The organism is Arthrobacter sp. zg-Y820 (assembly GCF_030142155.1).
Taxonomy (GTDB): Bacteria; Actinomycetota; Actinomycetes; order Actinomycetales; family Micrococcaceae; genus Arthrobacter_B.
Genome location: NZ_CP126247.1, coordinates 2,514,252 through 2,540,551, shown reverse-complemented (window position 1 = coordinate 2,540,551; position 26,300 = coordinate 2,514,252). Strand labels below are relative to the sequence as shown.

At 66.6% G+C, this 26,300-nt stretch carries 22 protein-coding genes and 1 tRNA gene; 13 read left to right on the top strand and 10 right to left on the bottom strand.

Translation table 11 applies throughout. The annotated features are described in order from the left end of the window. Nucleotides 1-66 precede the first annotated feature (66 nt). The 6 genes from QNO08_RS11520 (at nt 67) to QNO08_RS11495 (ending at nt 5,638) form a co-directional block, all read left to right on the top strand. Nucleotides 67-426, top strand: a complete 360-nt coding sequence (locus tag QNO08_RS11520) for a YraN family protein (protein ID WP_229965362.1) — start codon at nt 67-69, stop codon at nt 424-426. After that, entirely contained in the window at nt 423-1,973 is a 1,551-nt protein-coding gene (locus QNO08_RS11515) for a YifB family Mg chelatase-like AAA ATPase (RefSeq protein ID WP_284155594.1), read from the top strand. The genes QNO08_RS11520 and QNO08_RS11515 overlap by 4 nt, the downstream gene beginning before the upstream one ends. Beyond that, entirely contained in the window at nt 1,970-3,178 is a 1,209-nt protein-coding gene (gene dprA / locus QNO08_RS11510) for a DNA-processing protein DprA (protein WP_229965367.1), read from the top strand. Before QNO08_RS11515 ends, dprA begins: the two co-directional genes overlap by 4 nt. Before the next feature lie 122 nt (nt 3,179-3,300). Continuing rightward, a complete protein-coding gene (locus tag QNO08_RS11505; RefSeq protein WP_229965368.1) occupies nt 3,301-3,822 on the top strand; it encodes a methylated-DNA--[protein]-cysteine S-methyltransferase in 522 nt (173 codons plus the stop codon). Between the two features lie 106 nt (nt 3,823-3,928). Next, nucleotides 3,929-4,816: a tyrosine recombinase XerC gene (locus tag QNO08_RS11500; RefSeq protein WP_229965764.1), complete on the top strand. Its 888-nt coding sequence runs from the start codon at nt 3,929-3,931 to the stop codon at nt 4,814-4,816. 318 nt (nt 4,817-5,134) lie between these two features. Then, nucleotides 5,135-5,638, top strand: coding sequence for a DUF3145 domain-containing protein (locus tag QNO08_RS11495; protein ID WP_229965369.1), 504 nt, complete (start codon nt 5,135-5,137; stop codon nt 5,636-5,638). A 136-nt stretch (nt 5,639-5,774) separates the two neighbouring features. Here QNO08_RS11495 and fabF read toward each other — a convergent pair whose 3' ends face one another. From fabF to QNO08_RS11455, 8 genes are all read right to left on the bottom strand, one after another. Next, nucleotides 5,775-7,010, bottom strand: coding sequence for a beta-ketoacyl-ACP synthase II (fabF, locus tag QNO08_RS11490; protein WP_229965370.1), 1,236 nt, complete (start codon nt 7,008-7,010; stop codon nt 5,775-5,777). A gap of 93 nt (nt 7,011-7,103) precedes the next feature. Continuing rightward, the gene (locus QNO08_RS11485) at nt 7,104-7,349 is read right to left on the bottom strand and encodes an acyl carrier protein (protein ID WP_152217833.1); all 246 of its coding nucleotides are present in this window, start codon (nt 7,347-7,349) and stop codon (nt 7,104-7,106) included. A gap of 85 nt (nt 7,350-7,434) precedes the next feature. Beyond that, on the bottom strand, nt 7,435-8,499 hold the full coding sequence (locus QNO08_RS11480) for a beta-ketoacyl-ACP synthase III (protein ID WP_229965371.1): 1,065 nt from the start codon (nt 8,497-8,499) through the stop codon (nt 7,435-7,437). Then, complete coding sequence (locus tag QNO08_RS11475; protein WP_229965372.1) at nt 8,496-9,467, bottom strand: ACP S-malonyltransferase; 972 nt, start codon at nt 9,465-9,467, stop codon at nt 8,496-8,498. The genes QNO08_RS11480 and QNO08_RS11475 overlap by 4 nt, the downstream gene beginning before the upstream one ends. A gap of 108 nt (nt 9,468-9,575) precedes the next feature. Beyond that, nucleotides 9,576-10,769, bottom strand: coding sequence for a PucR family transcriptional regulator (locus QNO08_RS11470; protein WP_229965765.1), 1,194 nt, complete (start codon nt 10,767-10,769; stop codon nt 9,576-9,578). A 107-nt stretch (nt 10,770-10,876) separates the two neighbouring features. Then, entirely contained in the window at nt 10,877-12,388 is a 1,512-nt protein-coding gene (locus QNO08_RS11465) for a carboxyl transferase domain-containing protein (RefSeq protein ID WP_229965373.1), read from the bottom strand. Next, entirely contained in the window at nt 12,385-13,644 is a 1,260-nt protein-coding gene (locus QNO08_RS11460) for a CaiB/BaiF CoA transferase family protein (RefSeq protein ID WP_229965374.1), read from the bottom strand. The genes QNO08_RS11465 and QNO08_RS11460 overlap by 4 nt, the downstream gene beginning before the upstream one ends. Before the next feature lie 60 nt (nt 13,645-13,704). Continuing rightward, nucleotides 13,705-15,066 (bottom strand): SLC13 family permease, encoded by a 1,362-nt coding sequence (locus QNO08_RS11455; RefSeq protein ID WP_229965375.1) that lies wholly within the window; start codon nt 15,064-15,066, stop codon nt 13,705-13,707. A gap of 180 nt (nt 15,067-15,246) precedes the next feature. Here QNO08_RS11455 and QNO08_RS11450 point away from each other — a divergent pair, with 180 nt between their 5' ends. Further along, on the top strand, nt 15,247-15,939 hold the full coding sequence (locus tag QNO08_RS11450; protein WP_229965376.1) for a FadR/GntR family transcriptional regulator: 693 nt from the start codon (nt 15,247-15,249) through the stop codon (nt 15,937-15,939). Nucleotides 15,940-16,201: 262 nt separating this feature from the next. After that, complete coding sequence (locus QNO08_RS11445) at nt 16,202-17,956, top strand: HNH endonuclease signature motif containing protein (protein WP_229965377.1); 1,755 nt, start codon at nt 16,202-16,204, stop codon at nt 17,954-17,956. 125 nt (nt 17,957-18,081) lie between these two features. Here QNO08_RS11445 and aceE read toward each other — a convergent pair whose 3' ends face one another. Next, nucleotides 18,082-20,820 (bottom strand): pyruvate dehydrogenase (acetyl-transferring), homodimeric type, encoded by a 2,739-nt coding sequence (gene aceE, locus QNO08_RS11440; RefSeq protein ID WP_284015745.1) that lies wholly within the window; start codon nt 20,818-20,820, stop codon nt 18,082-18,084. Nucleotides 20,821-21,131: 311 nt separating this feature from the next. On the opposite strand from aceE, the gene QNO08_RS11435 reads away from it, so the two are divergent. The 4 genes from QNO08_RS11435 (at nt 21,132) to QNO08_RS11420 (ending at nt 23,206) form a co-directional block, all read left to right on the top strand. After that, nucleotides 21,132-21,551, top strand: coding sequence for a DUF3052 domain-containing protein (locus QNO08_RS11435; protein ID WP_229965378.1), 420 nt, complete (start codon nt 21,132-21,134; stop codon nt 21,549-21,551). An 8-nt stretch (nt 21,552-21,559) separates the two neighbouring features. Next, a complete protein-coding gene (locus QNO08_RS11430) occupies nt 21,560-22,042 on the top strand; it encodes a redoxin domain-containing protein (RefSeq protein ID WP_229965379.1) in 483 nt (160 codons plus the stop codon). Further along, nucleotides 22,039-23,049, top strand: a complete 1,011-nt coding sequence (locus QNO08_RS11425) for an NAD-dependent protein deacetylase (protein ID WP_229965380.1) — start codon at nt 22,039-22,041, stop codon at nt 23,047-23,049. The genes QNO08_RS11430 and QNO08_RS11425 overlap by 4 nt, the downstream gene beginning before the upstream one ends. Before the next feature lie 84 nt (nt 23,050-23,133). After that, nucleotides 23,134-23,206: transfer RNA gene (locus QNO08_RS11420), tRNA-Val, on the top strand. Nucleotides 23,207-23,318: 112 nt separating this feature from the next. On the opposite strand, the gene QNO08_RS11415 is transcribed toward QNO08_RS11420, so the two are convergent. Further along, the gene (locus QNO08_RS11415; RefSeq protein WP_229965381.1) at nt 23,319-24,734 is read right to left on the bottom strand and encodes a trimethylamine monooxygenase; all 1,416 of its coding nucleotides are present in this window, start codon (nt 24,732-24,734) and stop codon (nt 23,319-23,321) included. Nucleotides 24,735-25,301: 567 nt separating this feature from the next. Between QNO08_RS11415 and QNO08_RS11410 the strand changes: the two genes are divergently transcribed. After that, nucleotides 25,302-26,252: a serine hydrolase gene (locus QNO08_RS11410; RefSeq protein WP_229965382.1), complete on the top strand. Its 951-nt coding sequence runs from the start codon at nt 25,302-25,304 to the stop codon at nt 26,250-26,252. Nucleotides 26,253-26,300: the final 48 nt, after the last annotated feature.

Sequence of the window (26,300 nt, the reverse complement as noted above, 5' to 3'; positions counted from 1 at the left end):
GCACGCTCATCCACATCCTGCGGCAGAAGCAACGTGCCGCCCGGCCCGGAGGAGCAGGGTGGAGCCATGAGAGCCAAAGACACCTTGGGACGACACGGCGAGGACCTCGCGGCGGGCTACCTGACCGCGGCCGGCATAGAGGTCATCGACCGCAACTGGCGCTGCCCCGACGGAGAGATCGACCTCGTGGGAATCGACAACGGGACGCTGGTCATCGTGGAGGTCAAAACGCGTTCCTCGCTGAATTACGGCCATCCTCTCGAAGCCATCACGCCGGCCAAGCTTGCCCGTCTCTACCTCCTGGCCAGCAGGTGGCGGAAGGCCCAGGACCGGCGCTTTGCAGCGTTCAGGGTGGACGCCGTATCGGTGGTCGACGACGGCGTGGGCGCACCTGTGATCGAGCATCTGCGCGAGGTGGCGCCGTGACGCTGGGACGAACCTATGGTGTGGGTCTGGTCGGCTTGGACGGCCGGATGGTGGAAGTCGAGGCCGACATCGGTCAGACGCTTCCCTCCTTCGTTCTTCTGGGATTGCCTGATGCTTCCCTCACCGAAGCGAAGGACCGGGTTCGATCGGCAGCCAAGAATGCCGGCCTGCCGCTGAGCCGCCGGAGGATCACCGTCAACCTGATGCCGGCGGACGTACACAAGCGCGGGTCGGGATTCGACCTGGCCATCGTCACGGCCGCGCTTGCCGCCGCCGGAGACATCCGCTGCAGCGGCCGCCGCGTTTTCATCGCCGAACTTGGTCTGGACGGACGGCTGCGGCCGGTGCGCGGCATCCTGCCCGCAGTCATGGCGGCCGTGGACGCCGGCTATCCGGAAATCACGGTGGCGGCAGCCAACGCCGCCGAGGCTGCCCTCGTCCCCGGAGCCGAAGTGACCGGGTTCGAGTCACTGGCGGAAGTGGCAGCCTTTCTCGGTGCCGATCCCGGCCGGCTGTCCTTTCCGCCGCAGGTTCCCGACGAAACCCCGGAAGGAAGCCTCGACGACGGGACGGGCGTGACCGTTCCGCTCCGCGACATGTCGGACATTGCCGGCCAATCGGAGGCCCGATTCGCGGTGGAGGTTGCTGCCGCCGGCGCCCACCACCTCCTGATGACCGGCCCGCCCGGAGCGGGAAAGACCATGCTGGCCGAGCGCCTCCCCAGCCTGCTTCCGGACCTTCCGGACACCCATGCCATGGAGGTCACCGCGATCCACTCACTGGTCTGGGGCGGCCGGCCGTGTTCCCAGCTGTTGCGGCGCCCGCCCTTTGAAAGCCCGCATCACACCGCGTCGTCGGCGGCGATCATCGGCGGAGGCTCGGGCATTGCCCGTCCGGGTGCGGCGTCCCGGGCCCACCGCGGTGTGCTGTTCCTTGATGAAGCTCCGGAGTACGACCGGCGCGTGCTGGATGCGCTGCGACAGCCGCTGGAGAGCGGCAAACTCGAGCTGCACCGCGCTGCCGGGACCGCCAGCTATCCGGCGCGGTTCCAACTGGTGCTGGCAGCCAACCCCTGCCCCTGCGGCCTGGCCTCCGGAAAGGGCATTGACTGCACCTGCACTCCGCAGCAGCGCCGACGCTATTTCAGCCGGCTCTCCGGCCCGCTGCTGGACCGGGTGGATTTGCAGCTGACCGTTCAGCGCGTGTCCCTTCGCGAGTTGGCCGGCGATGGCGGCGCCGAACAAAGCGCCGCCATCGCCGGCCGGGTCGCCGCCGCCCGGAGCATCCAGCACGAGCGGTTGAAGGGCTGGGGCTATGAAACCAATGCCGAGGTGGCCGGAAACCTGCTCCGCGGTGCCCTCCGGCCGTCGCCGAAGGCCACCTCCTCACTGGACCGCGCCATGGACCGCCAGACGCTGACGGCACGCGGTTATGACAGGGTGCTGCGGGTCGCGTGGAGCGTCGCCGACCTTGCCGGGCATGACACGCCGGGTGCTGACGACGTCGGGCAGGCGCTGGGGTTCCGGCAGCAGGGAGCGCTGGCATGAGCGGGGACCGGACGGCATTGCTTCGCAGCCGGGCCGCGTTGTCCCGGTTATTCGAGCCATCGGACAACGTTGGGTTGGCTCTCGTGGCGGCAGCGGGGCCGGCAGATGCGGTGCGGGTGGCGACGGGAACGCTGCCCGCCGGGAAAGAGCTGCGCCGGGAAGTTGCTGAGGAGCTGGCCGCAGCAGGCATCCCGGGGCGGGGCAGCAGTCTGCCCGAGGCCCTGAGCCGGTGGGCGCCGAGAGTTCCTGACCTGGCGCCGGACCGCGATTTGGCGACCATCGGCCGTCTGGGGGGTGAACTGCTCATTCCCGAGGACCCGCGGTGGCCGGAAGCCCTGCGCGACCTGGGGTTGGGCATGCCTCTGTGCCTGTGGGTGCGGGGCGATCTGAGCCTTGGAATGCCCGTGCTTCGCCGGACGGCGGCCGTCGTGGGCTCCCGCGACAGCACGGGGTACGGAGCCTCAGTGGCAGGAGATCTTGCGGCAGGGCTGGTGACGCGGGGATGGACCGTGGTGTCCGGAGGCGCCTACGGCATCGACGCCCAGGCCCACCGCGCGGCGTTGGCCACCGGAGGAACGGCGGGGATGCCCACTGTTGCCGTTATGGCCTGCGGTGCGGACCGCTACTACCCGGCAGGGAACGAGGACCTGCTGCGGGAGGTGGCCCGTCGCGGACTCCTGCTGTCCGAGGTGCCGCCGGGATCCGCCCCCACCCGCTGGAGGTTCCTGCAGCGGAACAGGATCATCGCAGCGCTCGGCGCCGTGACGGTGGTGGTTGAGGCCCGCTGGCGCTCCGGGGCACTGAACACTGCCCACCACGCCGCAGCCCTGGGCCGGGAGGTCGGTGCGGTGCCGGGGTCCGTGTACTCGGCAAACTCGGCAGGCTGCCACCGGCTGCTTCGAGACGGCAACGCCGTCTGCGTGACAGACGCAGCCGAGGTCGTTGAACTGGGCAGTCCCATCGGATCGGCTGCAGCCTCCGCCGAAGTGGAGCGTGGCGAACCCGGAGCGGTGCATGACGGGCTCACGATCGAAGACATCCTCCTCCTTGATGCTTTGCCGCTGCGCAGCGGATCACCGGTCGACAAGCTTGCGTCGGTGGCCGGGCTGTCGGTTCCGGCGGTCCGCGCCGGCCTGGCACGGCTGGAACTGGAAGACCTTGCCGTCCGCGACGGGCCGGAGACGTGGCGACGGAGCCGCCAATGAGCCGTCGCCGTCGCCGGGCAAAGCCCCAAGCAAATCCAACAAAGCACCAAGAACCCAAAGCACCAAGAACCCAAAGCACCAAGAACCCATTGCTCCACCGCACATCCACGAAAGGAACCACAATGCGCATCCATAAGAGTGTCGTAACGCCGCTGGGTGTCCTCACCCTGGCCTCCGACGAGGGTGCCCTGCGGGCTGTCTTCCCCGGGGTTCCCGATCCGGCCGCCGATCACGGGCTGGGCCGGATCGTCGAAGACGGCTTCGAGGAAGTCGAACGCCAGCTCGAGCAGTATTTCGCCGGGCACCGCTGCTGCTTCGACCTGGATCTCGACACCCGCGGGACGGACTTCCAACGCCGGGTTTGGGCCGAGGTGTCGGCAATTCCGTACGGCCAGACCTGCAGCTACAAGGAGCTGGCCATACGGCTCGGCGATGCCGCAAAGGCACGCGGTGTCGGAGCAGCGTTGTCCCGCAATCCGCTGAACATCGTCATTCCCACGCATCGGGTGGTCGGATCCCGGGGTGCGCTGACCGGGTACTCCGCCGGCATCGGCTCGAAGCGTTTCCTGCTGGACCACGAATCATCCGAGGCCACCGCCGTCCTGCGCGTGCATTGCGCCGGCACCGCCGGTGTGCCTGCTTGAGGTCGCGCCGTGATGCGAGGACAGTAAAGGGGTGAAACCTTCGAGCGACAGTGAGCCCACGGACACAGGGGAAGCCGGGGGATGGCCGGCGGAGTTCAGCCGGGCCCTGCGCGGGTTCAGCCGCTACCTGACCAGTGAACGCGGCCGTTCCGAGCACACAGTGCGAGCCTACGAAGGGGACGTTGCCAAGTTGCTGACCTATGCGCTCGCCGGGGGAGTGCGGACGCTGGCCGGGATAGATCTCGAAATCCTGCGCGGCTGGCTCGGGGAACTCAGTGCGGCCGGCCAAGCACGCTCAACACTGGCCCGCCGGGCCGCTACCGCCCGCAGCTTTACCGGGTGGGCGCTGCGCGAGGAGCTCCTCGACACTGACCCGGCCCTGCGGCTGCGGGCACCGAAGCGGGAGCGGACCCTGCCGGCGGTGCTGCGCGCGGGGCAGATCGGCGAGCTGTTCACTGCTCTGGCCGACGCAGCCGTCGACGGCGGACCGCTGGCGGTCCGGGACCGGGCCATCGTCGAACTGCTCTATGCCACCGGCATCCGGGTGGGCGAACTGACCGGTCTGGACATCGACGACCTAAACCCAGACCGGCGCACGCTGACTGTGATCGGCAAGGGCAACAAGGAACGCACTGTTCCCTATGGGCAGCCCGCGGCCGCGGCCGTCGATGACTGGCTGCGCCGCGGCAGGCCCGCTCTGGCCGGAGCCGACAGCGGCCCCGCGCTGTTTCTGGGGCAGCGCGGCCGCAGAGTGGACCAGCGGCAGGTCCGCTCCGTGGTGGCCGGACTCTTTGAGGCCCTGGGTGATACGGGGGCTACGGGGCCCCACGCGCTGCGGCACTCAGCCGCCACGCACCTGCTCGACGGCGGTGCTGACCTGCGGGCGGTGCAGGAGATTCTGGGCCATTCCTCACTGGCAACCACCCAGCTCTACACCCATGTATCTGTGGATCGGCTCCGGGCAAGCTACCAGCAGGCGCACCCCCGGGCCTGAGCCCGCCGGTGCCCCGCCCGGTGCCCCGGACGGCCGGATACCGGTGCCCCGCCCGGTGCCCCGGACGGCCGGATACCGGTGCCGTGTTCCGTGCCGGTACACCCGGAAAGGATTATTGGCGCATTCCAGAAACTTGCGGCACAATAAGGCTAAGTCCGCACCGGATGAGGGTCTTTAAAAGAATTGGAAGACACAGAAAAAACCTAAGCGCAGTTTGCGGTGATTTCAGGCTGGTCCTGAATTAACCAGGCAGCACGAGCATTTCAACATGGTCTGAAGGTCGTTGGGGAAGACGTACCTACAGCTATGGAGGATGGAATGTCTGTTGTGATGGCCCACGGCGTGTTATTCATACACTCCGCCCCGTCTGCGTTGTGCCCGCACATTGAGTGGGCCATTGGATCCGTCGTGGAAAAGCGAACGGATCTAAAGTGGACCCCTCAGCCCGCTGCCCCGGGCATGCTGCGCACCGAGCTGGAATGGACGGGGCCGCAGGGCACCGGGTCGCTCTTGGCCTCGGCCCTGCGCGGCTGGGCGCACCTTCGTTACGAAGTCACTGAAGACCAGAGCCCGGGATCTGACGGGAGCCGGTGGTGCCACACGCCCGAGCTGGGCATTTTCCATGCCGCCACCGACGTGCACGGCAACATCATGGTCTCCGAGGACCGGATCCGGTACGCCTACGAAAACGGCGCGGGGGATCCCTCGGCGGTCTACCACGAGCTTTCCCTTGCGCTGGGGGAGGCCTGGGATGACGAGCTGGAGCCTTTCCGGTACGCGGGCGACGGCGCCAACGTCCGCTGGCTGCACCAGGTCGGATAGCCGGGCAGAACACCAGCCGGCCAGACCACTAGCCGGGGCAGCCCACGCAACAAGCAAACAAACCATAGCTGGTTAATAACAGCAGCGGCCGATTCCCTCGGGAAACGGCCGCTGCTGTTGTTGGCGCTGGTGGTGCCTAGTAGCTGCGCAGGGCGATGACGGCGTTGTGCCCGCCGAAACCGAAGGAGTTACTCAGGACCACGATGTCCCCGCCGGGCAGGGCCCGGGCGGACGTCACGACGTCGAGCGGGATTTCCGGATCCTGGTTATCCAGGTTGATGGTGGCCGGAGCCTGACGGTCGGACACGGCCATGGCTGCCATCACGGCTTCCACGGCGCCGGAAGCGCCCAGCAGGTGACCGGTCTGGGACTTGGTTGCCGACACCGCAACGTTGTCCACGTGGGCGCCCAGTGCGGCCTTCAACGCTGCATACTCGGGGCGGTCACCGACAGGGGTGGAGGTGGCATGTGCGTTCACATGCACCACGTCCTCGGCCTGCGCGCCGGAGTCAGCCAGGGCGGCCTTCAGCGCGCGGGTGGCGCCCAGCCCCTCGGGGTCGGGTGCTGTGATGTGGTACGCGTCGGCGGTGACTGCGGTCCCGGCCAGCTCGGCGTAAATCCGCGCACCGCGGGCCAGCGCGTGCTCCTCGGATTCCAGCACCAGCGCGCCGGCACCTTCACCCATCACGAAGCCGTCGCGGTCCTTGTCGTAGGGACGCGAGGCGCGTTCCGGATCGTCGTTGCGCTTGGACAGCGCCTGCATGGAGGCAAACGCGGCCATCGGCATGGGGTGGATGGCGGCTTCGGCACCGCCGCAGACGACGACGTCGGCCTTGCCGGAGCGGATCAGCTCCAGTCCCTGGTGCAGTGCTTCGGTGCCGGAGGCGCACGCGGACACCGGGGTGTGGGCGCCGGCGCGGGCGCCCAGGTCCAGGCTGACGGCGGCGGCGGGGCCGTTGGGCATCAGCATGGGAACGGTCATGGGCAGGACGCGGCGGGGGCCTTTTTCGCGCAGGGTGTCCCAGGCATCCAGAAGGGTCCAGACGCCGCCGATGCCGGTGGCAAAGGAGACGCCGAGCCGGTCATGGTCGACGTCTTCGATGCCCGAGTCGGCCCACGCCTCGCGGGCGGCCACGACGGCAAACTGAGTGGAGGGATCCATGCGCTTGGCTTCAACGCGGGAGAGGACGTCGGTGGCCGGCGTGGTGACGCGTGCGGCGAAAGTGACGGGAAGGCTGTACTTTTCCACCCACTCGTCCTCGAGGGTGCGGGCGCCGGCGACACCCTTGAGCGCGTTCTTCCACATGGTGGGAACATCTCCGCCGATGGGCGTTGTGGCACCCAAACCGGTGATGACTACTTTGCGGGCCATGATTCACTCTCTCGAAGACGTTGGTGGTGCGGGAACTGCAAAACTGCGCTGACGCGGCGGCCGCCGCCGGCGAGGGCAGCGGCCGCCGGCGGATTACGCCTGGGCTTTGGAAATGAAGTCCACGGCGTCGCCGACGGTCTTCAGGTTCTTGACCTCTTCGTCCGGGATGCGTACGCCGAACTTCTCTTCGGAGTTGACGACGATGGTCATCATGGAGATGGAGTCGATGTCCAGGTCATCGGTGAAGGACTTGTCCAGCTCGACGGACTCGGGGGCCAGACCGGTTTCCTCGTTGACGATCTCGGCGAGGCCGGCCAGGATTTCTTCGTTGCTAGCCATGTTGGCTCCTTTTTCTCGTGACGCCGGCAGGAGCCGGCGTGGGTTGTCCAACCGCGGAACGGTGGGGTGTTGGGGGACGGACAGGTTACGGAAGAACGATAACCTGTGCGCCGAAGACCAGGCCTGCGCCGAAGCCGATCTGGAGGGAGAGCTTGCCGCTGAGCTCGGGGTTTTCCTTCAGCAGCCGGTGCGTGGCCAGGGGAATGGAGGCCGCTGAGGTGTTGCCGGCGTCGGCGATGTCACGGGCAATGATGACGGACTCGGGCAGTTTCAGCTGCTTGGCCATTTCGTCGATGATGCGCATGTTCGCCTGATGCGGTACAAACGCGCCAAGGTCCTCGGCGGTGACGCCGGCGGCGTCCAGCGCGCGCTGGGCGACCTTCGCCATTTCCCAGACAGCCCAGCGGAAGACGCTCTGGCCGTCCTGGCGCAGGGTCGGCCACAGCTTGCCGTCGCGGGCGGCGACGTCCGACACGCCGACCTCGGTGCCGTCGGTTTCCGCGGCCAGCGACAGTTCGCGGATGTCCAGCATGGAATGGGTCATGCCGATGGTGCTGGACTTGCTGCCGTCCGAGCCCCAGACGGAGGGGCCGATTCCGGCCGCGTCGGAGGGCCCGACGACGACGGCGCCGGCGCCGTCACCGAGCAGGAACGAGATGGTGCGCTCCGTGTTGTCGATGAAGTCGGAGAGCTTCTCCACGCCGATCACCAGCACGTACTCGGCGGCGCCGGAGCGGACCAGGGCATCCGCCTGGGCGACTCCGTAGCAGTAGCCCGCGCAGGCGGCGGACACGTCGTAGGCCGGAGCGGGGGAGGCACCGAGCCGGTGCGCGATCTCGGCGGCCGCTGACGGCGTGGCGAAGGGATGCGTGACGGTGGAAACGATGACGGCGCCCAGCCGGGAGCCCTCGATTCCGGCGCTCTGCAGGGCGTCGCGGCCGGCGGCCTCGGCCATGTCCACCACTGATGTGCCCTTGTCGGCGCGGTGCCGGGTGACGATGCCGGTGCGCTGGCGGATCCACTCATCAGAGGAGTCGATCCACTGGCAGACATCTTCGTTGCTCACGATGACGTCCGGGCGGAAGGCGCCGATGCCGTGGACGCGGCTGAACTGGTGGACGGGGGACTGCTTCAGGGTGGGCGTGCTCACGCGTTACCTTCTCCAATGGTGGTTGCTGCTGTTGCTGCGGCGGACGTGGAGGAGTGTTCGGTGATGAACTCCCGCGCGGCGTCGAGGTCTTCGGGGGACTTCAGGGCCAGGGTGGGCAGGCCCTTGAGTCCGCGGCGGGCCAGGCCGGTGAGGGTGCCGGCCGGAGGCAGTTCCAGCATTCCGGTGACTCCCATGGCGGCCATGGACTCCATGCACAGGTCCCAGCGCACGGGCCGGGAGACCTGGCTGATCAGGCTGTCGAGGTTGGCTTCGCCGGAGACGACGGCGGCGCCGTCGTAGTTCGAAAGCAAAGTGGGGCGCGGGGCGGCCGGGCGCAGCTGCGGGCGGAGGGCTTCCAGGACGCTCACGGCCGGTGCCATGTGCGCGGTGTGGAAGGCGCCTGCTACCTTCAGCGGAATCACGCGGGCCTTGGCGGGAGGGGCGGCGGCGAAGGCGGCGAGCTGCTCCAGGGTTCCCGCGGCGACTGTCTGTCCGCCGCCGTTCGCGTTTGCTGCCGTGAGACCGGCGGCGGCAAGCGCGGCCGCCACCTCGTCCGGATCGCCGCCCAGAACGGCGCTCATGCCGGTGGGCGTGTCAGCTGCGGCGCGGGCCATGGCGTTGGCGCGTTCGCGGACAAACATGAGGGCGTCGGCTTCGGTGAGCGCACCCGCCAGGGCCGAGGCGGTGATTTCCCCGACGGAGTGGCCGGCGACGACGGTGGAGGCGGTCAGCGCCTGCGGCTGCAGCAGCAGCCGTGCGGCCATCAGCCCGGCGGCCACAATCAGCGGCTGGGCCACTGCCGTGTCCTTGATGGTCTCCTCGTCGGAGACCGTGCCGTGGGCGATCAGGTCCAGACCTGCGAGGGAGCTCAAGGCTTCGAGATGTTCCCGGACACCGGGCAATTCCAGCCACGGAGAAAGGAAACCTGGCGTTTGGGACCCCTGGCCGGGGCAGACAATAGCGAGCACGTATCAAGCTTTCCAAAGAGTCGGGAAGATACCGGGTGTTTGCGTAGACCAAGCTCTGTGTGAGCAGTTGTAGGAAGTCTACAAGGGAAGGTGATGGATGCAACCCGCTCAGGAGCGGGTGGCCGGGCGCTCCGGGACCGCTTTTCCGGGCGGCGCCAGGCGGCCCACCACGAGGGCGGTCTGCAGCACGAAGGCCTCGCGCGGCAGCATCGGGTCCCAGCCGGTCACGTCGCAGACCCGGCGCAGCCGGTAGCGGACCGTGTTGGCATGGACAAAGAGTTCCCGGGCCGTTGCCTCCAGGGAATGCCCGAGCGACAGGTAAGCGGAAAGGGTTTCCGCCAGGCCGTTGGAGGCGCCGAGCAGCGGCCGGTAGATGCTCCGCACAAGGGCCTGGCGGGCGCTGTCGTCGCCGGACATGACCCGCTCGGGCCAGAGGTCGTCGGCGGCTACCGGGCGCGGTGCCGCCGGCCAGGCGCGGGCCGCGGTGAGTCCGGCGAACGCCGCCTGCGCCGACGGTCCGGCGTCGACCAGGGACTCGGCGGGCGGGCCGTAAACGACGGGACCGGGGCCGAAAAGTTCGGCAAGCCGGGCGTAGGAGCCGGGGGTGTCCTCCAAGCCGCCGAGCACCAGGATGAGCCGTTCGCCCTGGATTCCCACCAGGGCGTCCTCGGTGAGCCGTGCCGTGGCGCGGCGCAGTTCGTTGACGAAGGAGGCATTGGTGTCCGACGGCGAGCTGCCCACCATTACGGTGATCCGGGCCGTGGAGGTCCAGCCGACGGCGGCGATGCGGGAGCGCAGGGCGTCCGAACTCTCACCGCGCAGAATGGCATCCACCACCAGGGCTTCCAGCCGCGTGTCCCAGGCCCCGCGGGTTTCCGCGGCGCGGGCGTAGACATCGGCAGCCGCGAATGCCACCTCCCGGGAATAGCGCAGGACGGCGATGCGCAGCTGCCCCTGGACGTCGTCGTCGGCGAGCTCGGGAACGCGGTCCTCCACCACCTGCACCACCACCCGGATCAGCTGCAGCGCCTTCTGCAGGCTGATCGACCGGGTGAGTTCGGTGGGTGCGGTGCCGAAGACATCGCTGAGGACCCAGGCGGGGGAGGCCGGACGCTCGTACCAGTTCACGAACGAGGCGATGCCTTTTTGGGCGACCATGCCCAGGGCCGAGCGTTCATCGGGGCGCAGGCCCCGATACCAGGGCAGTGACACGTCCAGCTGCTTGAGCGTGGCGGTGGAGAGCTTTCCGATGTTGGCTTTGAGCCGCTCCACGGTGGTGGGATCCGCCGGATCGGCACGCATCCCGGGTTGGGGCGAGGCTGTGCTGCGAGTCACTGGCATAAAGCGAGTTTACGGTGTCGGCGGATCAAGCACCATTTTGTGTGAAGGCTACAACTCGGGGTATGGGATCAGCCCACCGATCCGAGTTTGCGGAACCGCTCGGTCCGCTGTGTCAGCCGTTCGGCGGCGGGCTCCGTCCGAAGCGACGCCAGCTCGTATTCCACCGCTTTGGCCATGCGGCGGCAGAAATCCGGTGCTTCGGCGGCGGCGTCGGGCTCTTCGGGAACGATGTGGTCCACGATGCCGTGGGCTGCCAGCGCGGACACCGTCACGCCCTGCGCCTCGGCCATTTCCGCACCGTGGAGTGTGTCCCGATAGACAATGGCGCTTGCGCCCTCGGGCGGCAGCGAGGAGAGCCAGGCGTGCTGCGCAGCGATGGTGCGGTCGGCCGGCAGCAGGGCCAGCGCGCCGCCGCCGGCACCCTGACCGAGCAGGACCGAGACCGTGGGGCAGCTCAGGCCGACCAGGTCATTCAGGCTGCGGGCAATCTCACCGGCCAGGCCGCCTTCCTCCGCTTCCTTGGACAGTGCTGCGCCGGCGGTGTCGATCACCGTCAACAGGGGAAGGTTCAGTTCTTCGGCCAGCCGCATGCCCCGGCGCGCCTCCCGGAGGGACGCCGGACCCAGCGCGGGCTGTTCCGATCCGCGCTGCCGGTCCTGGCCCAGCACCACGCATGCGGTCTGCCCGAAGCGCGCCAGCGCCAGCAGCAGGCCCGGATCCTTCTCGCCCTGCCCGGTGCCGTTCAGGGGCAGGACGTCGGAGGCGCCGAAATGCAGGAGCTGGCGGACACCGGGCCGGTGCCGGTTGCGGGAAATGGTGATGGATTCCCAGGCCGGCACTGCTGCCGGTGCACTGTTCAGGGAGTCGGGTTCGGTTACCGGCAGGACCGGGCCCGGGAGCAGCATGGAGAGGGCGCGGTGAACGGTCTCGGCGAGCTCCTCCGGGCGCAGGACGGCGTCCACCAGCCCGCGGGCCTGCAGGTTCTCCGCCGTCTGGACGCCTTCCGGGAAGGCTTCCCCGTACAGCGACTGGTAAACGCGCGGTCCGAGGAAGCCCAGCAGGGCTCCGGGCTCAGCAACCGTGATGTGGCCCAGCGAGCCCCAGGACGCCATGACGCCTCCCGTGGTGGGATGGCGCAGGTACACCAGGTACGGCAGCCCCGCCTCCTTGTGGCGGCGCAGCGCTGCCGTGATCTTGACCATGGACAGGAAGGCGAGGGTGCCTTCCTGCATCCGGGTGCCGCCGGAAGCCGGCCCGGCGAGCAGGGGCAGGCCTTCCCGGGTGGCGCGTTCGACGGCGTCGGTCAGCCGGTCTGCGGCGGCAACGCCGATGGACCCGCCCAGAAAGCCAAACTCGCAGACGACCAGGGCGACGCGGCGGCCCCGGACCAGTCCTTCACCGGTCAGTACCGATTCATCTTCTCCGGTCTTCTCCCGCGCGGCAGCCAGGTCGGCCTCGTAGGCGTCGCTGTGACCGGTGTAGGCCACCGGCTCGTCCCAGGAGCGGAACGATCCCGGATCCACCACAAGATCCAGCAGTCCGCGGGCGTTCAGCCGCCGCGGCTTCGCCTGCACGCTCACGCTTCCACTCCCTTATCGGCCGTCGGCGCCTGGTCGGTCGCGGGTGCCTTGTCGGCCACGGGCGCCTGGCTGCCGGCCAGCCAGCTGCGGATGTCGCTGCCGTGCTGGTTGAGCAGCGGCGGGGCCTGGTGCTCGCGGTTGGTGGTCTCAGTGCCTTCGGCGGCGGAGAAGAACCGCAGGGGAGGGCCGGGCAGGGCGATCTTGCCCAGGACGGGATGATCGACGTCGACCACCAGTCCCTGCGAATGGACCTGCTCCCACTCGTAGACCTCGTCGAGCGTGCGCACCTTGCCGGCGGGGATGCCTGCGGCGCGCAGCTTTTCCAGGAGGGGTTCGGCGTCGAACTCCGCGAAGGCCTCCTCGACCGCGGCGATCACGGCGTTCCGGTTGCGGACCCGCTGCGCGTTGCCGGCAAACTCGGGACGTGACGTGTCGATGCCGAAGGTCGCCGCAAAGGTCTCCCACAGTTTCTCGCTGCCCACGCTGATCTGGACCTTGCCGCCGCGGCAGGAGAAGAGGCCGTAGGGGGCGATGGAGGGATGGTGGTTGCCCTGTGCTGCGGGCACCTCGCCGGCGACGGTGTGCCGGGTGCCCTGGAAGGCATGGACGCCGACGACGGCGGCCAGCAGCGAGGTGCGGACCACCTGGCCCTTTCCGGTGCGCTCGCGTTCGAGCAGTGCGGCCAGCAGGCCGAACGCGCCGTACATGCCGGAGAGCAGGTCGGCGATGGGCACGCCGACGCGCTGGGGGTCCTCGGGGCCGGAACCGGTCAGCGACATCAGGCCGGCCTCTCCCTGGACAATCTGGTCGTAACCGCTGCGGGTGGCTTCGGGGCCGTCATGGCCAAATCCGCTGATGGACAGGATCACCAGCCGGGGGTTGAGTTCATGCAGCCGTTCCGGCGAGAAACCCAGCCGGTCCAGGACGCCGGGACGGAAATTCTCCACCAGGACATCGGCCCGCCGGACCAGGTCGCGGAGCACCTCCACGCCGTCGTCGGACTTCAGGTCGAGGCTGATCGATTCCTTGTTCCGGTTGCAGGACAGGAAGTACGTGGCCTGCTGGTCGTCGTCGGGCCCGACAAACGGCGGACCCCAGCTGCGGGTGTCGTCGCCGGTGCCGGGGGTTTCGACCTTGATGACGCGCGCGCCCAGGTCGGCGAGCATCATGCCGGCGTGGGGGCCGGCCAGGGCGCGGCTGAGGTCGACGACGAGGTAGCCGTCCAGCGGACCGCGGGCGGTTTCAGTGGTGCTCATGAGGGTTCCTTCTGATTGGAGTGCCGTAGCGGCGGTGGGGGGTGGAGTTCCGGCGGCTGTTTAGAGCCAGCCGGGCACCACCATGACCAGCCAGGCCACCAGCGGCCCGGCGACAACGATGATTCCGCTGTAGCTGAGAATCTGCTTGTAGAAGCGGTCCTTGTCCAGGCCCTCGGGGGCATTGGCCAGCACCAGGGCGCCGTTGGTGGAGAAGGGCGAAACATCCACGATGGTGGAGGACACGGCCAGTGCGCAGATGAGGCCGACGGCGCCGATCTCACCGGAGGCGAGGAAGGGGACGGCCAGCGGGATCAGTGCCGCGAGGATGGCTGTGGAGGAGGCAAAGGCCGAGACGACGGCGCCGATGTAGCAAATGAGCAGGGCGGCCAGCAGCGGCATGCCCAGGCCGACGACGGCGTCGGACACGTACTCGACGGTGCCCGCTTCCTGCAGCACGCCAACAAATGTGAGCATGCCGCAGATGAGCAGGACTGTGGTCCAGCTGATTTTGTTGATCGCGCCCTTCTGGGCCTGCGGGGAAACCAGGGCAAGGATCATGGCGATGGTGATGGAGACAAAACCGACGTCGACCTTGAAGCCGAGGGCGATCACGGCGAGAGCTATCAGCCCTGCGATGGTTACGATCTGCGGGAACAGTTCGCGGCGGGTCTTGGTGGCCCCGATGCCGTCTCCGGCGGGGTCACGCGGGCCGTAAATGTCGGAGCCGAAGCCCTTGAAGGCCACGTCGGCGCGGCCTGCGGCGCTGAGGTTCATCCGTGCTTCGGCGACCTGCTCCACGAAACCGCCCGCGGTGCTGCTGCGCAGTTTGCTGCCGCCCAGGACGAAGAACAGGATCAGGGCGATGAACGTGTTGAAGAGCAGGCTGGCCATGAACACGGCAAAGGGGCTGGACTCCAGGTCCGTTGCGCCGATGATGCCGTTGACCGTGACGCCGTACACGGCGATGGGGGAGAAACCGCCGGCCTGCGCGCCGTGCACCACCATCATGCCCATCATCAGGGGGTTGATCTTGTGCTTGGCTGCAAAGCCGAGGGCGATCGGGGCCACGATGGCGACGGCTGCCGGCGACAGGGCGCCAACGGCCGTGATGACGGCGGTAATGGCGAACATGATCCACGGAATCAGTGCCACCCGGTTGCCGACGAGTCGAACAGCTCCGCGGACAAGCAGATCGATGGTGCCGTTGTTCTGCGCTATGGCGAAGAGGTAGGTTACGCCGACAATCGTCAGGAACAGGCCGCCGGGAAAGTTGGCCAGGATGTCGTCGGTGCTCATGTCGAGGAAGACGAAGCCCAGCAGGAAGGCGCCGACAAACGCCAGGGCCCCCATGTTCAGGGGCAGTACCGTGGCCAGGAGGAACATGGCCACCAGTATCAGGATGGAGAGGATTGGAGCGGACATCGTTGTTCCCTACGTCGAAGATCCCGGCCCAGCCCAGTGTCGGCGGCCGGAGTGCAAAAAGTGTGACGGACCCCACATTCGCCACTGGACTAGCCTCTTAGACTCTGGGCCTCTTGTCAATTGCTGGCTAGACTCATTCCGACCGCGCGGACGCCCGGTGAAGTGTAGAGAGAGGTGGCCATGTCCGGCAGCGGTGACGGCAAGTTTGTTCGGGTTTCACGGCCCCGGCTGTATGAGCGACTGGTGGAGCAGCTTCTGGGGTTCATCGCCTCGACAGGCTTGGGTCCCGGTGACCTTCTCCCGGCGGAGCGGGATCTGGCCGAACGCATGGGGGTTTCCCGTGCCACACTGGCGCAGGCACTGGTGGCTCTGGAGGTGCTCGGAGTCATTGATGTGCAGCACGGCACCGGAGCCGTCCTGGTGTATCGGCCCAGTGTGGCGTCAGTGCTGCGGGAGCTGCGCGAACACCGGGACCGGATGCCGGAAATCGTGGAGGCCCGCAGCACCCTGGAAGTGAAGCTGGCCGCGCTCGCCGCAGAGCGCCGCACCTCCGAGGACCTGGCTGCCGTTAATGCCGCCCTTGATGTCATGGCCGCTGAGATTGCTGACGGCAGCCGCGGGACCGAGGGAGATGAGCTCTTTCATCAGGCGGTTGCTGTCGCGGCGCACTCCTCGATCTTGGCGTCCATGATGACGTTCATTTCCGAGCTGGTGCGTGAAACGCGGCTGGCTTCCCTGGGTCAGCCCGGACGTCCGGAGCAGTCGCTCGAATCCCACCGTGCGATTGCCGATGCCATCCAGGCGGGGGACCCTGCGGCCGCGGCGGAAGCGATGCAGGCACACATCAATCTGGTGTCCGAAACCGAGATGTAGGTTGCTCTGGCTGGCTGGCTGGCTGGCTGGCTGGCCGTCTGGCTGGAGCTGGCACGGAACCCAACGGCGTTGGCTTGCGCGCTGGCCGGCCGCCCATTTCATCTGATTGGCGGGTTTGATGCCGATACAAGTAATTCGGTGAAAAAGACGGGTATCTGATTGCCCGGATAAGGGCCTGTGTGGGGCTGTTTCGGGGTGGTTTTCGGGCTGTTTTGGAGTCTTTGGAACCGGAAATGTCAGTGCCGGGTGAAAGGCTTTAGTCATGGATCAGAACGGATCTTCGACCGGGACTCCCGGCACCGGCGGTGAGGCTGCAGGTTGCAGCCGATTCGTCTTTGTCGCCGAGCCTGGGGTTGCCGGAGGTGAGCCTGATAATGGGTTGAACGGATCCCTGGTCCTGCAGGACGTGGAGTCGTTGACCGAGGAGCAAACCGGGACGGTGTTGGCCCGGCTCAATCATTTGTCGCGGTGGGTGCAGGCGCAGCAGGCTCGGGTCCTGTCCCGGCTGCAGACCGTTTACGAGGACGAGACGCTGTCCGTTACCGGGTTGCGGGACGCGGAGATGGCGTTCAGTCTCGCTGCGGAGGAAGCAGCGACCATTCTGGGGGTGCCTGCCGGTACGGGCAAGGCGTTGATGAGTCAGGCCGGTGATCTCTGCACCAGGAACACGGCCACGCTGAAGGCGTTGGAGTCCGGGCAGATCAGTTACGGGCATGCGGAGACCTTGGTGGAGCAGTGTGTGGGCGTGGTGCCGGGGGAGTTGCCCGGGTTCGAGGCGGAGTTGCTGGGGATGGCGGCGGGCCAGACCAGAACCCAGTTCCGGGTGAAGGCGCACCGGTTGCGGGAGAAGTATTATCCGGAGACCATTGTGCAGCGGCAGGCGACGGCGTTTGAGCAGCGGACGGTGTGGGTGCGTCCGGAGCCGGACGGGATGTCCTGGCTCTCGGCGTTGCTGCCGGCCGAGAAAGCCCAAGCGATTTTTACTCAGCTCAGTGTTGCGGCTCGGGGTGAGCAGGCGGCTGGGGATCCCCGGTCGGTGGATCAGTTGCGCACGGACATTCTCACGGATCTGTTGGGCGGTCACGACCATGAGTGCGAGGACGACTGCAGCAACGGAAACGGTGGTGGCGGCCGTGGCAAAGGCAGCAAAGGTGGCCGTGGTCGGAGGGGCGGAGACAGCGGCGGCAGTGGTGCGGGTGCCGGCGGCAAGAGGGGCAAGGGCCGTCGTAAGGGGTCCGGTTCCGGTTCCAGCTCCGGGAAGGGGTCCGGGTCCTGCCGGATTGGCCATGGTCCCCGGGCGCGGACGGAGATTCTGGTGCTGATCAACGCCGAAACCCTCTTCGGCGCCGATGACCAGCCGGCGGAACTGAACGGATACGGACCGATCAGCCCCGTAACGGCCCGGCGGATGGCCCGCGAGGCCATGAAATGGACACCGGTGGAACGCGATCCGGACACCGAGGAGATCCTGCGGGTCGGGAAACGGCGGAAGGTCCCCGACGGATTGAAGCGGGTTCTGCGGGTGCGGGACGGGACCTGCCGGTTCCCGGGGTGCCGGACCAATGCGGTGATTTCCGAGATCGATCACACCAAGCCCTGGGCTCGGGGCGGGCCGACGGATCATGACAATTTGGAGCATTTGTGCCGGCGGCATCACATGTTCAAATCCGAAGGGTTCTGGAAGGCCAGGCAGCCTCGTCCCGGGGTGATTGAGTGGACCTCGCCGGGCGGCAGGTGTTACCGCACGGAACCGCAACTGAGCCTGTCCCGGGAAACCGGTAAGGGCTCTCAGGAAACCTGTGATGGTGCCAGCGGACTGCAAGCGGGTATCAAGGCGAATGGTGGCCAGGCGAATCGCGGAGGCAACACGACGGGCGTTGATCCATCACGGGCCAATGATGCCGGCGCTCCAAGCGCCCCCAGTGCTCCAAGCGCCCCCGGCGGTCCGAGTGCTCCGAGTGCTCCAAGTGCTCAAGACGATCCGGACGACTACGGAGGCGACCCGCCACCCTTCTAGGGTCCTCAGGATCCAGGCAAAAGATCAGGATCCAGACAAAAGGTCAGGATCCGGACAAAAGAAAAGAACCGCCGCGGATGCGGCGGTTCTTTTCTTCACTCCTGCGAGCAGGAGATCAGCAAACGTTACGCGTCGCCGCCGGCGTTGCCGGAGGTTCCTGCGTTGACGTTGAGCAGGTCGTACTTCTTGATCGCTTCAGTCGGCGCGCTGGCGTCGACCTCGCCGCGGCGGGCGAGCATTTCCAGGGTCCGAACGACCATGGAGTGCGAATCAATCTTGAAGTACCGGCGTGCTGCGGCCCGAGTATCGGCAAACCCGAAGTCGTCGGCACCCAGAGTGGCGAATTCGTTGGGCACGAACTGCCGGATCTGGTCCGGAACGGCCTTCATGTAGTCGGTGGTCGCGACAATCGGACCGGTGGCACCGGCCAGCTGCTTGGTCACGAACGGCACGCGGGGCTCGGCGTCGGGATGCAGGAAGGCATCTTCCTCGGCGGCCAGGCCATCGCGGCGAAGTTCGTTCCACGACGTCACGGACCAGACATCGGCGGAAACGCCCCAGTCATCGGCCAGGATTTGCTGAGCTTCCAGGGCCCACGGCACTGCAACACCGGAGGCCAGCAGCTGGGCGCGCGGGCCATCGATCTTTGCCGGAGCCAACAGGTAGATGCCCTTGATGATTCCTTCGACGTCCAGCTCAGCGGGAGCCTTCGGCTGCAGGATCGGCTCGTTGTAAACCATGATGTTGTAGATGACGTTCGGATCCTCGGAATCCGGACCGTACATCTCCTCAAGACCGTGGCGCATGATGTGCCCGATCTCGTATCCGTAAGCCGGGTCGTAGGTCTTCACAGCCGGGTTGGTCGAAGCCAGGATCGGGGAGTGGCCGTCAGCGTGCTGCAGGCCCTCGCCGGTCAGGGTGGTCCGTCCCGCGGTTGCGGAAATCAGGAAGCCGCGGGCCATCTGGTCGGTAGCCGCCCAGATGTAGTCTGCGGTGCGCTGGAATCCGAACATCGAGTAGAAGACGTAGACCGGAATCAGCGGCTCGCCGTGGGTGGCGTAGGAGGTGCCGGCCGCGGTGAACGCAGCAATGGAGCCTCCTTCGTTGATGCCCACGTGCACGATCTGGCCCTGCGGGGACTCCTTGTACGCCAGGACCAGGTCGCGGTCCACGGAAAGGTAGTTCTGTCCCTTGGGGTTGTAGATCTTCGCCGTCGGGAAGAACGAGTCCATACCGAAGGTCCGGGCCTCATCCGGAATGATCGGCACAATCCGCTTGCCGAACTCCTTGTCCCGCATCAGGTCCTTGAGCAGGCGCACGAAGGCCATGGTGGTGGCGGCCATCTGCTTGCCGGAACCGCGGTTGGCGACCTCGTAGGCCTTGTCGCCGGGCAGTGCCAGAGGGGCGTGCTTGACCCGGCGCTCCGGGACGTTGCCGCCCAGCTCACGCCGTCGTTCCAGCATGTACTGGATCTCGGGAGTGTCAGCGCCCGGGTTGAAGTACGGCGGCTGGTAGGGATCGCGCTCGAGGTCCTCATCGCTGATCGGGATGCGGAGGTGATCGCGGAAGGCCTTCAGGTCATCCAGGGTCAGCTTCTTCATCTGGTGCGTGGCGTTGCGGCCTTCGAAGTGCGTGCCCAGGCCGTAACCCTTGACCGTGTGGGCCAGGATGACAGTCGGCTTGCCCTTGAACTCAGTGGCTGCCTTGTAGGCCGCGTACACCTTGCGGTAGTCGTGGCCGCCGCGCTTGAGGTTCCAGATTTCCTCGTCGGTGAGGTTCGCGACGAGTTCCTTGGTCTCAGGGGTCTTGCCGAAGAAGTGGTCGCGGACGAATCCGCCGTTCTCGGCCTTGTAGGTCTGGTAATCGCCGTCCGGGGTGGAGTTCATGATCTCCACCAGCGAGCCGTCCTTGTCCTTCTCGAGGAGCGAGTCCCACTCGCGGCCCCAGACAACCTTGATGACGTTCCAGCCGGCACCGCGGAAGAATGCCTCAAGTTCCTGCATGATCTTGCCGTTGCCGCGCACCGGTCCGTCGAGGCGCTGCAGGTTGCAGTTGACCACGAAGGTGAGGTTGTCGAGCTTGTCGTTGGCAGCCAGCTGGAGCAGGCCGCGCGACTCGGGCTCGTCCATTTCGCCGTCGCCCAGGAAAGCCCAGACATGCTGATCCGATGTGTCCTTGATTCCGCGGTTCTGCAGGTACCGGTTGGACTGGGCCTGATAGATCGCGTTCATGGGGCCGATGCCCATTGACACCGTGGGGAATTCCCAGAAGTCGGGCATGGAGCGCGGGTGCGGGTAGGAGGACAGGGCGTGTCCCTCGCGGGACTTCTCCTGCCGGAACCCGTCCATGTCTTCCTCGGACAGGCGGCCTTCCAGGAAGGCGCGCGCGTACATGCCGGGGGAGGCGTGACCCTGGAAGTAAATCTGGTCTCCGCCGCCCGGATGATCCTTGCCCCGGAAGAAGTGGTTCATGCCCACTTCGTACAGGGTTGCAGCACCTGCGTAGGTGGAAATGTGCCCGCCGACGCCGATTCCCGGACGCTGCGCGCGGTGCACCATGATGGCGGCATTCCAGCGCAGCCAAGCGCGGTAGCGGCGCTCAACTTCCTCGTCACCGGGGAATTCCGGTTCCTGGTCCACCGGGATGGTGTTCACATAATCAGTCGTGGTGACCATTGGTACGCCCACTGACTGTGCACCGGCGCGCTGGAGCAGCGAACGCATGATGTACTGAGCCCTTTCGGTGCCCTGGGAACGGATCAGTTCATCCAGCGACTGCATCCATTCCGCGGTCTCCTCGGGGTCACGGTCCGGAAGCTGGTTGGTTAACCCGCTCAGGATGTCCGTTGTGTCTTCTGCGGCCACGGCAAACCTCTTTCATGTACAGATTGCGTCTGCACGAATACGTCTGTGGGGATCCGGTTCTTTCACCGGACGAGCACTGTGGCTGTGCGGATGCTGGTGCCTCCGGAGCCTATGTCTCCCACTCTAGTCCCGCTGAGTGGCTGTTGCGTAGCCCGTTCGCTATTGGCTGTCCGGCGCCGGCGTACACGCGATACCTTGCCGCCGGAACCTTGTACGTTGCGGACAAAAGGTGTTGGCTTGTGTCCTAGACACCACATCTCGTCCAAATATGTGATTCCCTTGTATTTATGCAGTCAACCAGGAGGAGTGAAGTGAGCGAGGCCGAAGCCGTCACGGATAAGAACGTGGCGGGAAGATTGGGTTTCAAAGACCAAGACCTGATTCAGGAATTCGGTTACGACGAGGACGTCGATTTTGACCTCCGCGACGGCCTCGAGGACTTGGTGGGGAGCGAGCTCCTGACGGAAGAGGACCACGACGTCGTAGACGGAGTCATCCTCTGGTGGCGGGCCGACGACGGGGACCTGGTGGACGCGCTGGTGGATTCCATCACCACCCTCGACGACGGCGGAGTCGTCTGGGTCCTGACCCCCAAATCCGGACGGGTCGGGTACGTCCCCCCGGCTGACATTGAGGAAGCCGCGCCTACATCCGGCCTGCACGTCACGACATCCGCGGCGGTCAGCAGCGACTGGGCAGCAACCCGCCTGGTCGCCCGCCGCAAGAAGTAGCACCCGCTTTGCGTCGAAGTCCGGTTCCGGCTGCTGCACCGCAGCGGCCGGCGCCGGACTTTTCGCTGCCCAATCAGTTTGGCGAACCGGTTTCCCTGTCCGCTCTTCGGGGAACACCCGTCGTTCTCGTGTTCTACCCCTTTGCTTTCTCGGGTGTGTGCACCGGAGAGCTGGATGAGCTTCAGGGTGCCCGGGATGAGATCGCCCGGGCGGGCTCCCGGTTGCTGGCGGTGTCCTGTGACTCAAAATACGCCCTGCGTGCCTATGCGCAGCAGCGCGGCTATTCCTTCGACCTGCTGGCCGATTTCTGGCCGCACGGCCAGGTGGCGGATGCCTACCAGGCGTTCGACGCCGATTTGGGACGTCCGGTCCGGGCCTCCTTTATCATCGATGGTAGAGGCCTGATCCACACCGAGATCCGGTCGGATCCCGGCACTCCCCGTCCCCTGCAGGCCTATCTGGACGCCCTCAAGGAGATGCCTTCGGAATGACCAACGCACCTCAGTTCTTCGATTCACCTTCCGCCGGACAAGTTTCCTCCGGACCGGTTTCTTCCGGACAGGCCGGATCCGGGCAGGGAAGGCCCGGACTGGGGCTCACCGGATTTGTCCGCTCGGAGCCGACACCGTCGGCCCCTGCGCCCACGCCCGACGAGGAACGCCTGCTCCGCCGGGCGGTGCAGTTGTTGAGCGGCCGCCGCCTGGCTGTCCTGACCGGTGCCGGCATGAGCACGGATTCGGGCATCCCCGACTATCGGGGACCTGAAGCCCCGCCGCGCAAGCCCATGACGTACCAGGAGTTCGTGGGGGACCCCGAGCTCCGCCGCCGCTACTGGGCACGGAACCATGTTGGCTGGCACCATCTGCGCCACGCCCTCCCCAATGCCGGCCACGCCGCCGTCGCCCGCTTGGAACGCCGGGGCCTGACCACCGGCCTGATTACCCAGAACGTGGACCGGCTGCATGCCGACGCCGGCAGTGCCCTCGCCGTCGACCTGCACGGGCGCTTTGACCGCGTCCTGTGCCTGGACTGCGGCACCCGATATTCCCGCCAGACCGTGGCCCGGTTACTCGAGGAATTGAACCCCGGCTTCCTGGAGCGCACCCGGCTCGATGGCGACATCGCGCCCGACGCCGATGCGGACGTCGCGGACACCGAGGATTTCGTGGTGGCCGGCTGCCCCGTCTGCGGCGGTCTGCTCAAGCCGGACTTCGTCTATTTCGGCGAAAACGTTCCCCGCGACCGGGTGGCCGCGGCCTTCGCCATGCTCAACGCCGCCGACGCGCTGCTGGTCGCCGGTTCGTCGCTGACGGTGATGAGCGGACTGCGGTTCGTCAAGCACGCACACAAGAGCGGCAAGCCAGTGGTGATCATCAACCGCGGATCCACCCGTGGGGATGACCTCGCGGATCTGAAAATAGAGGCGGGAGTGGCCACCGCGTTGGAGTATTTGGCGGCGGAACTGCCCGACCTGTCGCACGATTTTGGCGCTGATTAGGAGAAATCCTCATCCGTCCGGTAAAGTAATTCCTCGTGATGCGGCGCTGATCAAGGAGATCTTGAAAGGCATAACGGTCACAAAGGGTCTTTAGCTCAGCTGGTAGAGCGCCACGTTTACACCGTGGATGTCATCGGTTCGATCCCGGTAGGACCCACCGCAGAAGTACAGCGGTACAACGAAAACCCCGTCGTCCGGTTCCGGACGGCGGGGTTTTCTGTTTGTGTCTGCAGGTCCTCGGCGCGGCGTTTCCCGGCCGCAGCGGACAGTTAGGACACGGGAAGGGGAACCGGGAGCCGGTCCGCTCCGGATTCTGACTCCGGAACCGCCGCAGCAGTCCCGTCCGCCGGCGCCAAATAGGCAGCCAGGCTGTCATCCATCGCCTCGATCCAGCGTGTATGGTGCTGCTGCGCCATGGTCCCGGTGATCACCGAAGGATGCACGACGTCGCGGTAGCCCATGATGTCCCGCTGCTTGTCCTGCATCCAGGCCTTGAACAGCTCTGAGACGGCGGCCAGGTCGAAGTCGGGGTAGTCGGTGCGGTCGATGAGGTCCCGGACGTAGGCAGTCTGGAAGTCGGCGCCGTCGTCGTGCGTGACCAGTGCGTCCTGCGCTGAAAGCCAGCCGGCGATGTCCGCCGCGCGTTCCTGCGCCGTCGGCACCGTTATTCTGCCCATGATGACGTCGCGGGCGTACCAGGCCTGCGCATCGAACATATTGAACGTGTAGTACTGGTCCTGCATGCCCAGGTAGATCAGGTTCGGGTTGTCCTGCCACAGGACGCCCTTGTAGAGGTCTGCGGGATAGAGGACGTTCCGGGACACCAGGGAGAGCTCCGAGGGTAGGAACGGGAAGGTGTGGCGGTAGCCGGTGCACAGCACGACGGCGTCCACCTCCTTGGTGCTGCCGTCCAGAAACTGCGCGGTGCTGCCCGCGAAGCCGGTCACGAGCGGACGTTCCTCGATGCCCTCCGGCCAGTCATAACCAAGTTCGTGGCTGCGGTAGCTGATGGTGACCGAGCTGGCTCCCATCTTGTAGGCCTGCGAGCCGATGTCCTCGGCCGAATAGCTGCTGCCGATCATGAGGATGTTGCGGCCGGCGAAGCGTTCGGCGCCGCGGAAGTCGTGCGCGTGCAGGACCTCGCCGGGGAAGGTATTGATTCCGGGAAACTCCGGGACCACAGGGCTGGAGAAGTGCCCGATGGCGACCACCAGCGTATCGAAGACGTGGGTTTCGGTGTTGCCCGTGACCAGGTCTTCCACTTGAACGGTGAACTCCGCCGCCTCCTCGCCCCAGGAAACCCATCGGGCCACGGTGTTGAAGCGGACGTACTTTCGCACGTCGCTCTTTTCGACCCGGCCCTTGATGTAGTCAAAAAGGACCTCCCGCGGGGGATAGGAGGAAATCGGGCGGCCGAAGTGCTCGTCAAAGCTGTAATCAGCGAACTCGAGGCATTCTTTGGGGCCGTTGGACCAGAGGTGGCGGTACATGCTTGAATGCGCCGGCTCGCCTGCCCCGTCCAGTCCTGTCCGCCAGCTGTAGTTCCACTGGCCGCCCCAATCCGACTGTTTTTCGAAGCAGACAATGTCCGGAACTTCAGCACCGAGCGCGCGAGCCGATTCGAAGGCGCGCAGCTGTGCCATTCCGCTGGGACCGGCCCCAATGATTCCTACCCGTTGTGTCATATGTCTCCTCGATTCAGGGGCCTCGATGCCGCAGCGAGGATTTCCGGGTCCGGAGGACGGGGATAAGCGGCGCGCGGCCGCGCAAAAGGGGAAGCTGAAGTGTGGCGCCCGGATTCAATCCGTCAGGAGAAAGGGGCGGCAGGTTCTGCCGGCAGGAAACGGCGAAAGCGGCATCCGGCACAGTTTGCGTACGGCCAGTCCGAGGCCCGATGAGCCGGCCAGCCGCCCTGCAACCGAATCAGGTCTCTCCGGTGAAGTCAAAACGGACCGGCCAGCTTCAGCCCCGGGCACGGCAGGGTCCGGGTGACGCCGGCGGACAGCGCAGTCTTCATCAGGCCCGTTTTCATCAGGCCCCGAACCGTGAAGTTCGCCACGCGGCAGTTCCGGCTGCGGCGGCCCTGCGCGGCAGACCGGCGGCTACATAGTTTCCGGACAGAGTTCTCTGCTATCCAGATAGAGAAGCATTCCGCCGGAACCCGGACCGCAGCTCACCGGCGCAAGTGCAAACTGCAAGCGCAAACCCTCAAACGCGAACCTCAGGTACAAACAGGAACAGGGGGTGCAGACATGTCTACAGCCTTTACCCGTACTACACTCCGGCGCTCACTTGCGGCAGCGGCCGCGCTGCTGCTCCCGCTCACCGCCGGCTGCACGGGCCTGCCGGCCGCCGAGGAAGATCCGGCGCCGGTCGAGGCCACCACGGAACCTGCCAATCCCGATTCCCTCCCTGCGGATGAGGCCGAGCAGCTCGACGCCGCGCTGAACAAGTACGCGGACCAGGCCGACGCCGAAATCTCCGCGGCCGTCTACGAGACCGCCACCGGCCGGGCCTGGTACTACAACCCAACCGCCGAATACCTCGAAGCCAGCTTGGTCAAAGTTCCCATCCTGCTGACCCTGCTGCGCCAGGCCACCGAGCAGGAGCGCGAGCTGACCCTGGAAGAGGAATACCTCGCCGTGATGATGATCGAATACAGCGACAATAACGCCACCACCACGCTTTACCAGGCCGTCGGAGGTGCGCCGGAGCTGTCCCGGACCTATGAGCTGCTCGGCGTGACGGAAACCCAGGCAGCCGAGATCTGGGGCGCCAATGCCACCGGCGTCGAGGACCAGCTCAAGGTCGCCCGCGCAGTGCTCGACGGCGTGGACTGGATCAACAGCGACCTGCAGGCATACGCCGTCGAACTAATGGAAAACGTGGAGGCCGACCAGCAGTGGGGGATCAGTGCCGGACTGCCGGCCGGCGGCGCCGAAGTCGCCCTGAAAAACGGCTGGCTGCAGGACGATGACCTGACCTGGAACGTCGGAAGCCTCGGATTCGTCCGCAGCGGCGGAGCGGAGTACGCGGTGGTGGTCCTGACCTCCGGGACCGAGACGATGGAAGACGGAGTTTCGGTGGTGGAGGACGTAGCCAGCGTCATCAACTCCTTCGAAACCACCGGAACCCCGGGCACCCCGCCTGCCGCAGGCGACACGGACGACGCAGTGTGGCGGGCCGGCGGGCCTGAAGCATAGGCTTGTGGGTAAAGACGGCGGGTGAGCGCCGATCGCCGTGGCCCCTGG